A 9,543-nucleotide genomic window follows, 5' to 3' on the forward strand; every position below is an offset into this window, starting at 1 on the left:
AAGAATGACTAGGTGCAATCAATAGCCGAAACAGTCTCTCCTCGCATGACTCGGCTGCTTGACTTGTCCCTCTCACGTGCGTGTCCCGGGGGGCGGGAAAATGGGGGACAACAGCAGCATTCATGTGAACGGCGATGTCGGAGGGCAGTTCGTCGTCGGCGACCAGAACGTCGTCGTCCACGCCGAACGCGGCTCCTCCGTGAACCTACGGACCGCAGGCCCGCCCCCGGTCCGCCGCCGCAGCCGTCCCGTCGGCCGCGCCGCGCCCGGCCGCGGCGTCGCGCTGCTGGGCCGCGACGACGAACTGGCCGAGCTTGAAGGGTGGCTGGCCGAGGGGCACCCCGTCCACGTCTTCGGGCCGCCGGGCTGCGGAAAGTCGGCCCTGCTGCGCCACCTCGCGGCAGACCGTGCGGCATCCGGCCGTGACGTGGTGCTCCTCGCCGCCGCCGGACACCCGGTGGAAGACGTCCTCGAAGACCTCTTCCACGCGTGCTACGACGCCGAGGACTACAAGCCCGACCCCACCCGGCGGCGGCGGTTGATGGGCGCGGTCCAGGCCGTGCTCGTCGTGGACGACTTCGAGGGCTCGGACGAGGATCTGGCCGAACTGTTCGACGCCGCCCCCGGTTGCGACGTCGTCGTCGCGTGCGCCGAGCACCACATCGAAGCCGAGGGACGGGCACTGCGCCTGAACGGGCTTGCCGAGGACGCCGCCCTCGGCCTCCTCACCCGCACGCTCGGCCGCCCGCTGCACGCAGACGAGTCGCGGCGGGCCAGGGGGTTCATCACCGCGGTGCAGGGCAATCCGCTGGCGCTGGCGCAGGCAGCCGCCGCCGTACGGGCCGCGGACCGGCGGCCCGGCGTGTCCGATGCCACCGGGTTCACGGTCGACGAGCAGGCAGTCGCCACGGGATACGCCGGCCAGCTCAGCGAGTCGGCGGCGACACTGCTGCACACCCTCCACGCCTTCGCCCCCCTGCCGGTCTCCGACACCCTGCTGGGCGTCCTCGCCAAAGGTGTGGATCGTACGGCCGCCGCCGAGCTGGCGTCCCTCCACCTCGTCTCCCCAGCCGGGGACGGCCTGCGGCCCTGTGGGCGGCTGGCCGCGCTCGTCGCCGGACAGGTGGGCCCGGCGCGGGACGCGGCACAGTACGTACCCGCCCTGGCGGCCTGGGTACGCACCGGGGCCACCCGGACGGAGATCGCAGCCAACGCCGCCGTCCTGCGGCACGCCCTCACCGCGGCGGCCCGGGCGCGGAACCACACCGCCGTCCGCGACCTGGCCAGGGCCACGGCGCCCATGCTCGCTCGTACGCTGCGTTGGGGAGCCTGGCGCGTGGTCCTGGAGCTCGGCCAGGCGGCGGCCCGCGAACTGGGAGCGTCCGAGGACGAGGCGTACTTCGCCCATGAGAACGGCGTACGCAGACGCGCGCTCGGTCTGACCGCGGGGCTGGCGGTCGGGGCCGGGACGGGCACAGGGACAGCGCTCGGCCATGCCGTATCCGCCAAGTCCGGTGGGGGCGCGGTGGCAGGGAGCCCGGCCGTGATCGGCACGGCCCTGGCCGTGGTGGTGGCCGGCGGCGTCTTCGCTTTCGCCGTCGCCGGCGGCGACGAGTCACCGCGCCGGACCGGCGCGGCTCCCGTAGCCACGGAGGGTTCCGCCGCGCCGTCCTCCCCGGAACCCAGCACGACGGACGGGAAACCGTCCGCCCCGGCGGAGACGTCACCGTCGCCGACCACGAGCGAGAAGCCGTCACCGTCGCGGGACGAGCCGCCACTGGAGGAACCGACCACCTATGATCCCGGCGTGGGGGGTGTCGGCGGCAACGAGGGCGGCAACGGCGCGAACGGGGACCCCGGCGACACCGCGGGCAACGACGGCAACGGTCAACCCGACCCCAACGAGCAGGTCTGCCCCTCCGCCACCCCCACACCGACGGACGGCAAATACGGGCCGTTCCTGCCGGGTGAGACCCGGTCTTTCACCTTTCCCTTGCGCCCGTGTGACGACGTGGACACCCTCTCGATCGACGGCGAAGGCTCGTGGACGGCGACGCGGACCTCCTGCCCCTCCGCCGACAATGAATTTTGCGAGTTCGCCGTCAACTTCCAGGGGGCCCCCGGCCCCGGCACCTACGCGGCCACGGTGAAGGTGCTCGACTTCCAGGGCAAACAGTTCGTGGACTTTCCCCTGACCGGCAACCAGTGACCGTTCTCCTGGGCCCCGGCCCCGATCCGCGCCCCTCCGCCTCTCCGCACACCTCCGCACACACCGGCAAGTCCAACGGAAGGACATCCGTGGCATGAGCGAGAACAACGCCGACCGCTATGACGTACGGACCCGCGACGTCTCCGGACAGGTGGTCATCGGCCAGCAGAACACCGTCATCCGGACCGACACCGGAACCGCCGACCCCGCCCCGGTGACCGAGCGGGACATCGCACGGCTGCGCGCCGAGTTCGCCCGCGTGCGTGCCCTGGTGCCCGACGACGAACCCGAGGCGGACCGTGCGCGGGAACTCCTCGACGAGCTGGAGGAGTCCGTGACCGGCGAGGTCGACCTGACCACCATGGGCTACGTCCGCGGTTGGTTCGCCCGCCACCTGCCCGCCCTGGCCACAGCCGTCAGCGCCCTGGTGCTCCACCCGGTGGCCGTCAGCCTGGCCACGGCGGCGGGAGCCGACCTGGCCGAAGAACTCCAACGCCGCTTCGGCGGGTCCTGATCCGTCCCCGCGCGCGGCTGACGGCCGAACCGGGGAGCATCTGATCGTTGGCCCGCGGGTGCCACTGGCTGACGCGCAAGTGAGCGGATCGAGCCGTTGGCACCGGATCAGTCGACTCACCAAAGGCGTGGCAGTGCCAGGAACTCCGGCGGTAAGGTCCGGCCCGGACACGAGCTTTCATCAGGCTTGGCCAAGCGATCCGGCTGATTATGAGAGGAGCGTCAGGTGGAGGGGTTCGATCCCAAGACGAGCTTCGGATATGAGGTGTCCCAGCAGTACGACGACGATCCACGCGGTGATGAGGCCGAGACCGTCGAGTTCCTGGCCAAGCTCGCAGGGCAACGACACGCTCTGGAACTCGCCGTGGGCACCGGCCGGATCGCGCTGCCCCTCATGCAGGCCGGGGTACGGGTGGACGGGATCGAACTGTCGCAAGACATGGTCGATCGGATGCGCGAGAAGTCAGGTGGCGATCAAGTCGACGTGACCATGGGCGACATGTCCCGCGTCACCACCGGCCGCGCGTACGGACTCGTCTACCTGGTCTTCAACACGATCGGCAACCTGCTCACCCAAGACGACCAGGTCCAATGCTTCCAGAACGCCGCCGACCATCTGACCGACGAGGGCGTGTTCGTCCTCGAATGTCGCGTCCCCACCGCGCCCGCACGCCCCGGTCATCAGTACCTCGACACCGAGCAGGTCGGCCTCGATTACGTTGACCTCGATGCCGGCCAGTACGACCCACTGACCCAGGTCCTCGACCTGAACCACATCCGCATCAGCAGCGGGGGTATCAGGCTCTCCCCCATCAGGCTACGCCTGGCCCACCCGCCCGAGTTCGACCTCATGGCCCGCATCGCTGGTCTTCGGCTACGCGAACGGTGGGGCGGTTGGAACGGTGAGCCGTACACCGCCGCGAGTTGGCGTCACATCAGCGTTTACGAACGAGCCGACAGCGTGGCGTAGCAGCCATTCAGCGAGACGCACTACGACCCCGCCCACCATCAGGTTGTGCCTGATGCGCCGGTGACGGTCGGGACTGGGGACGTTGATAACCCGCGCCGACAACAGATCAAGCACATGATGCCAAGCACACGATGCCCGAGCGCGGGATGCAGCGGGTCAACCGCCGTCACCGCGGCAGTGCCGGCGGTCGGCCCATCGGCTGCGACAAGTCGATCTGGCGTCAGACGGCGCTACAGGGACCGTCGCGTAGGTGGCGATCTGCTCTCCTGACGCCGCCACCGTGACCTCGTCATTCATCCGTGCCCCCGTTCTCCATCGACTGGGCGTACCGGGGGTTAGCCCTACCCGGAGCTGGGCGGGTAGCAGGATCGTCCGGGGCGGTCGCATCCGGAAATGCTGGGCCCGGCACATACGGCTGGTTTCCCAGCGATTCCATAGGAGTTGGCTCGTGCGTGAGCAGGCATGGCAGAGGTTCTGTTCTTCCGGGCGGCGGCGGGGTGGTCGGCGCGGGGCCGTGCCGACCGCGGCCGCGGTGGCCGTGGGCGTCATGACGGTGGGTGTCCTGGCACCGCCCGGGGCATCCGCTGCCGCCAGGCCGGACAGCGTCCAGCAGGGCCTGAGCGCGCTGGTGCACTCCGATGGCCTGCCCGCTGCGCTGGCGAGTGTAGAGGACCGCGAGGGCCGCGCCCGTACCTACACCGCAGGGGTGGGCGACCTGGCCACCGGCTCGAAGGTGCCCAGGGACGGTCAGGTGCGGATCGGCAGCAACACCAAGACGTTCACTGCGGTGGTCGTGCTGCAACTGGTCGGCGAAGGGAGGATCGGCCTCGACGCCACGGTCGACACCTATCTGCCGGGCCTCGTCCGCGGGAAGGGTATCGACGGGCGCTGCATCACCGTCCGACAGCTCCTGCAGCACACCAGCGGACTTCCCAACTACACCAACTACCTGGGGGACGACGTCCGGCACTTCGAACCCCGCGACCTCCTCGACATCGCTCTCCAGCACAAGGCCGACTTCGCCCCCGGGACGAAATGGGGATATAGCAACACGAACTACATACTGGCTGGCTTGATCATCCAGAAAGTCACCGGCCGGCCCCTCGCCGAGGAGATGGACCGGCGCGTCATCAAACGCATCGGGCTGCGCCACACCTACTTCCCCGCCCCCGGTGACGTGACCATCCGAGAACCCCATCCCAAGGGCTACTACCGGGATTCGGCCAGCGCGCCTCTGCACGACGTCACAGAAATGGACCCCTCCTGGGGCTGGGCGGCAGGCCAGCTGATCTCCACCAACTCCGACCTCAACCGGTTCTTCACCGCGCTCCTGGCCGGCCGCCTTCTCCCGGCGGCCCAGCTCGCCCAGATGCGCATGAGCGTCCCCGCTGAAGGCACCTTTGGCTCTGGCGCCCGCTACGGACTGGGGATCGTGAGCAGGCCACTGCCGTGCGGCGGCGTCTCCTGGGGCCACGGCGGTAGCTTCCCGGGATACGAGACGCGGGGCGGGGCCACCGACGACGGCCGCGCCGCCAACGTATCGGTGACCATTCAGCTGACCGACGAGGCAGCCAGGAAGCGTGTCGACAACGTCGTGGACACGGCCCTGTGCCGCTGAACCACGCCTCCTGGGGATCGTCCACCGGGTCAGGAGCGGAGCCGGGTGCCGATCCAGCGTCCGGGACCACCGATCTGGGCTTGACCCCAGGGCTGTCGCGAAGTCGCGTGATCTGTCGCTGTGCTGGTCAGCTGATGCCGAGGAGGTCCAGCGGGCGGGTGAAGGGCTGGCAGGAGACATGCCGGAGGGCAGCGGCGAGGTTCTGGTGCCCGGCCCGTCGGAGGGTGCTGACGGCGCGGTTGCGCAAGGTGGCCATGTTCTCCGGTCCGCGGCCGGTACGGATGCGGCTGGCGTCCTCCTCGGCGAGGGTCGTGTCGCGCACGAAGTGCAGCCGGCCTTCGATACCCCAGTGCGAGCGGGCCAGTTCGCCGAGCTGCTGCGGCGACGCCTGCGTCGAGGGCAAGTAGGTGACCGCGTAGATCGTCTTGCGGGTGAGTCGGCCGGTTCTGGCGTTCGCGCGAAAGCGCCTGATCCGGGCGGCCTGGACCGCGCCAGGATAGTCCGGCTCCAGCCCGTCAGCGGATGGTGCGGCGGCAGGGTCTTGACGAGACACGGCGTGGCAGACTGACGGCACATCGAAGCTCCGTTGCAGGCGGACGACTTGGGAAGGCCATCTGCGTCAACGGGGTTCCGTTGCGTCAGGCACGGCCACCGCGACCTGCGTCGCAACAGAATTACGCGACTCCGCAACGGCCCTGCGCCGGGACCTGTCATGCTGAGCGAGTTCGATTCCGTCGCACACCTTGGGGGTTGTGATGCGTGCAGGCATCGTGGTCAGCGCGCGGCCCGGTGTGGAGGACCTCGCCGTGCGGGCCGAGGAGTTGGGCTTGAACAGCTTCTGGGTCAACGACACCCCGATGGTCCACGGTGATCCCTTCGTCGCCTTGGGCCTGTGTGCGAAGGCCACCAGCCGTATCAGGCTCGGCATCGGCGTGACCTCACCGGCGCTGCGCTCGGCCCCGGCCGCCGCGAGCGGGCTCGCCGGCCTCAACGCCCTGGCACCGGGCCGGATCATCTGCGGAGTCGGCACCGGAAACACCGCCCGGCGCACCCTGGGCATGCGGCCGACCACGGCGGCCAGGCTGGAGAAGTTCACCGCCGCGCTGCAGGACCTCTGCGCCGGACGTTCGACCGAGTACCGCGAAGGTGACCGGGTCCGCGACATCCGGTTCCTGCACGCCGGGGCGCACGTGAACACCGCCGACCCGATCGGGTTCGTCGTAGCCGCGCTGCTCGGACCGAAGGCCGCCGCCGTCGCCGGCCGCCGCGGCACCGGCCTCATCTCCTTCGGCCTGCTGGATGCCACCGCCTGGCACGCGCTGCACGACGCCCGCCGCCACGCCGCCCAGGACACACTCCGCGACCCCGACTCCCACACGGACTCCTACGTGGTCACCTCGCTCCACCTACTCGACCAGGACGAGGACCCCCACGGCGACGCGGCCCGGGACGCGACCGGCCACCTCGTCCTGTCGCTGCTGGCCTTCGCCGCCGACACAGCCGCCAACACACCCGCCTTCGCCGATCAACTCGGCCCCGAGGAACGCGAGGCGGTGTGGCGACTCCTCGACCGGCGCGGCACCACCGCCACCGCGCCGGACCGGCACACCAAGCTCTACCCCAACTACCTCGGGCGGATCGCACCGCAGGACCGGGACCTGGTTCTGCCCTCGCTGATGAACACCCTGGCCCTGGTCGGCACCCGCGACGACCTCCTCGCCCGCATCACCACCCTGGAACAGGTCGGCGTCGACGAACTCCTCATCCAGCCGGTGATCGACCCGCCCACCGAGATGGCCCAGCTCGCGAAACTCCTCACCTGAGCGGACCCGCCTGCCGCACGTCCATGACCTGCACACCTACAAGATCACCAAGACTTTGCCATCGCCCTGACTTGATCCCGGCGTCCGAGATCAAACCCCAAGACGTGGGCGCGCTCAGCCTGCGATACGTGGACGGTGTGCCTGTCCTCGTCGTCAGCGGAACCTCCGCCACTCCGCGAAGCCACAGCATCGAACGGATGCGCGATCGGACATGCCGCCCGCGGGCGGCTTTGACGGGGGGCGACAATTGCCTACCGGCGAGTAACTGCTGTGCTAGATCCATGAAACCCGAGACCATCGGCAATCGTCCACAGTTCGAACTCCGCTGTGGTGGGTTGCATTTGACGATCCAACGCGTGCCCGTATGGCTGATCACGCTGGTGACAACGGCCACCGGCAGCGGGGCGGCCTGGTGGGCGAGTCACTAGCGGGCAGTCCCCGGCCGGGTCCCGGTCCGGGACTGGTGACACCCGGGGCACAGCACTTGGACGTTGCTGTCCGTGCCGTCACAATGGCCCTAAAAAGCGCTTTAGCAACCCTTGCCGGAGAGCGTACTGACCAAAGGCGTTGCCGTCGGAAATCGGCGGGCGGCAGGCTCGACCGGGCAGATATTCTCGCGGGGAAGCAACCAATGTCGCCTACGAGCCCAATGTTCCCGGCGGGCCGCTGCCGCAGGCTGAGAAGCGGCCGAAGGAATGGGCGTAAAGAGACCGGCCTGGGTATTTCCCCCCTACCGCCACGCGTAACGACTGGGAGAAGTCGCCGATATTCGCTCGGACGACAACGCACGGGAGGGCGGTCATGAGCCTGGGAGCCAGCCCGGGAGCCTCCGGGCGCGCTGATCGCCGGCCTCTTGCCGAAGGCCCGGTCAGCGGGATGTTCCCTTCTTCTTCCGGCCGGCGGCGGTCATCTCCAGGGTGAGCGCCCATGCCGCGAACACGACGGACAGCGTGACCGAGGTGAAGAACAGCGGATCGACCCACCAGGCGTTGGCACCGGAGACGGCGCCGTTCCCGGAGACGCACGCCTCCTCCGGTGGAAACGTCCCTCTGCGCATGCGGTAGCAGGCGTTATGCAGGTCCTCGTTGGCCAGGTTCGCCTTGCCCCAAGCCAGGCCCCAGGTGAGGAGGAAGACGGCGAACGAGGCGACGGCGGCGCCCCACAGCTGGTTCGGACGGTCCGGCAGCGGACGCGCGTTCGACGTGGGCTGTGTCATGGACCGGGAGCGTATCCCGTCGGGGGCTTCACTACTCCAGGTCATCCGACTCGGAGTCGGTGACGTCCGGCTCTTCGGTGACGTGCACGGCGGCTTCCTCCGCGCCCGCGGCGCCGCCGTCGATACCGACGTCCTGGGCGACGAGGCCCGCGGTGGTGTTGGGGTGGGCACCCTCGTCGGGGGCAAGGAGGCGGCCCGCGCGGTCGGTGCCCGCTTCGCGGTCGATCAGTTCGCCCTCGCCACCAGGAAGGTCCCCCCTGCCGTCGCCCTCCGGTGCGGTGACGTCGGGGACCTCCTGGACCAACCGCTCATCCAGCGTCTCTCCGAGGTTCTGTTCCTCGGCGGTGACGCCGATCTTGTTGACGCCCAGCGGCTTCTCCGGCGGGGAGTAGCCCTCGTCCAGGATCTCGTCGTAACCCCGTTCGTCCAATGCGTCCTCAAGATCCAGTGGGGCTGCGTCCTGTTGCTCCTCGTTGGTTCCCGTGGGCTGGTACACATCGTCAGCCATCTCGTCGCTCATCGTTGCTCCATGGTGTGCAGCAGTGCCCTGTCCCCCTCTGGCGAGGCCCGCCTGTTTCCATCATCCGCCCCAGTCGACCATCAGCGCATCGCCAGACTTTCCCCCTGCGTCTTCCCCGGCCCCGCTGCGGCACACCCTCGCCTTCCGGTAAACGCCGTGGTGCGCGGGGCGCGCTTTCCCACTCGCGCGGAGTGTGCCGATACTCGTCGCCGAAGCCACCGGTTGTGGCATCGATGAGCGGATTCCCATTCGCCGGACCTTGGACAGTGAGCGCCAGATTCGTTCCTCGCTTGACTAACTACACAAGCCATTCCTCGTTGAAATGCTGGAGCGCCGGAAGAAATTCGCGTACAAGCTCCAGCCCGGGCAATTTCCGCAATCCGACGACGTGGATCGACGCGCTATTTTCGGGAGGTCGATAAGGATCGGATTGAGTTGGGTGGATCAGGTTGGCCGGGGTTGGGTTGGAACAGATTGGATCGGATCGGATTTCACCGGCCGGGGAACGCGGTGAGGGGGCGACGCCGAGCTGTCAGGCCGACGGCATCTCCTGGCGGTGTCGGGTTCTCGCGGAACCGAGTCCTGCTTGGGTGATCAATCGAATGTTCACCGATTCACCTCCTTCGGAGGCCGGGTCCTCATCCTGGTCTCAGTTGAGCCCCCCCCCCCCCCCC

General features: G+C 69.0%; 8 protein-coding genes. 5 read left to right on the forward strand and 3 right to left on the reverse strand.

Annotation, left to right across the window (positions count from 1 at the left end):
• Positions 1–100: 100 nt before the first annotated feature.
• The 4 genes from AC5P1B_RS24045 to AC5P1B_RS24060 all read left to right on the forward strand — a co-directional run bounded on the left by AC5P1B_RS24045 (position 101) and on the right by AC5P1B_RS24060 (position 5,310).
• Complete coding sequence (locus tag AC5P1B_RS24045; RefSeq protein ID WP_493889568.1) at positions 101–2,209, forward strand: hypothetical protein; 2,109 nt, start codon at positions 101–103, stop codon at positions 2,207–2,209.
• 94 nt (positions 2,210–2,303) lie between these two features.
• Positions 2,304–2,723, forward strand: a complete 420-nt coding sequence (locus AC5P1B_RS24050; RefSeq protein WP_493889569.1) for a hypothetical protein — start codon at positions 2,304–2,306, stop codon at positions 2,721–2,723.
• Positions 2,724–2,948: 225 nt separating this feature from the next.
• Positions 2,949–3,692 carry a class I SAM-dependent DNA methyltransferase gene (locus AC5P1B_RS24055; RefSeq protein ID WP_493889570.1) on the forward strand — a complete coding sequence of 248 codons (744 nt, stop codon included), beginning with the start codon at positions 2,949–2,951 and terminating at the stop codon, positions 3,690–3,692.
• 547 nt (positions 3,693–4,239) lie between these two features.
• Positions 4,240–5,310: a serine hydrolase domain-containing protein gene (locus tag AC5P1B_RS24060; RefSeq protein WP_493889588.1), complete on the forward strand. Its 1,071-nt coding sequence runs from the start codon at positions 4,240–4,242 to the stop codon at positions 5,308–5,310.
• Between the two features lie 127 nt (positions 5,311–5,437).
• On the opposite strand, the gene AC5P1B_RS24065 is transcribed toward AC5P1B_RS24060, so the two are convergent.
• Positions 5,438–5,863, reverse strand: a complete 426-nt coding sequence (locus tag AC5P1B_RS24065; protein WP_493889571.1) for a transposase — start codon at positions 5,861–5,863, stop codon at positions 5,438–5,440.
• Positions 5,864–6,065: 202 nt separating this feature from the next.
• Here AC5P1B_RS24065 and AC5P1B_RS24070 point away from each other — a divergent pair, with 202 nt between their 5' ends.
• Positions 6,066–7,133 (forward strand): LLM class flavin-dependent oxidoreductase, encoded by a 1,068-nt coding sequence (locus AC5P1B_RS24070; protein ID WP_493889573.1) that lies wholly within the window; start codon positions 6,066–6,068, stop codon positions 7,131–7,133.
• An 868-nt stretch (positions 7,134–8,001) separates the two neighbouring features.
• Here AC5P1B_RS24070 and AC5P1B_RS24075 read toward each other — a convergent pair.
• Together AC5P1B_RS24075 and AC5P1B_RS24080 are read right to left on the reverse strand one after the other, a co-directional pair.
• Complete coding sequence (locus AC5P1B_RS24075) at positions 8,002–8,349, reverse strand: hypothetical protein (RefSeq protein ID WP_493889574.1); 348 nt, start codon at positions 8,347–8,349, stop codon at positions 8,002–8,004.
• 31 nt (positions 8,350–8,380) lie between these two features.
• Positions 8,381–8,869 (reverse strand): DUF5709 domain-containing protein, encoded by a 489-nt coding sequence (locus AC5P1B_RS24080; protein WP_493889576.1) that lies wholly within the window; start codon positions 8,867–8,869, stop codon positions 8,381–8,383.
• Between the last annotated feature and the right edge of the window lie 674 nt (positions 8,870–9,543).

This window comes from Streptomyces sp. A01, from assembly GCF_059026195.1.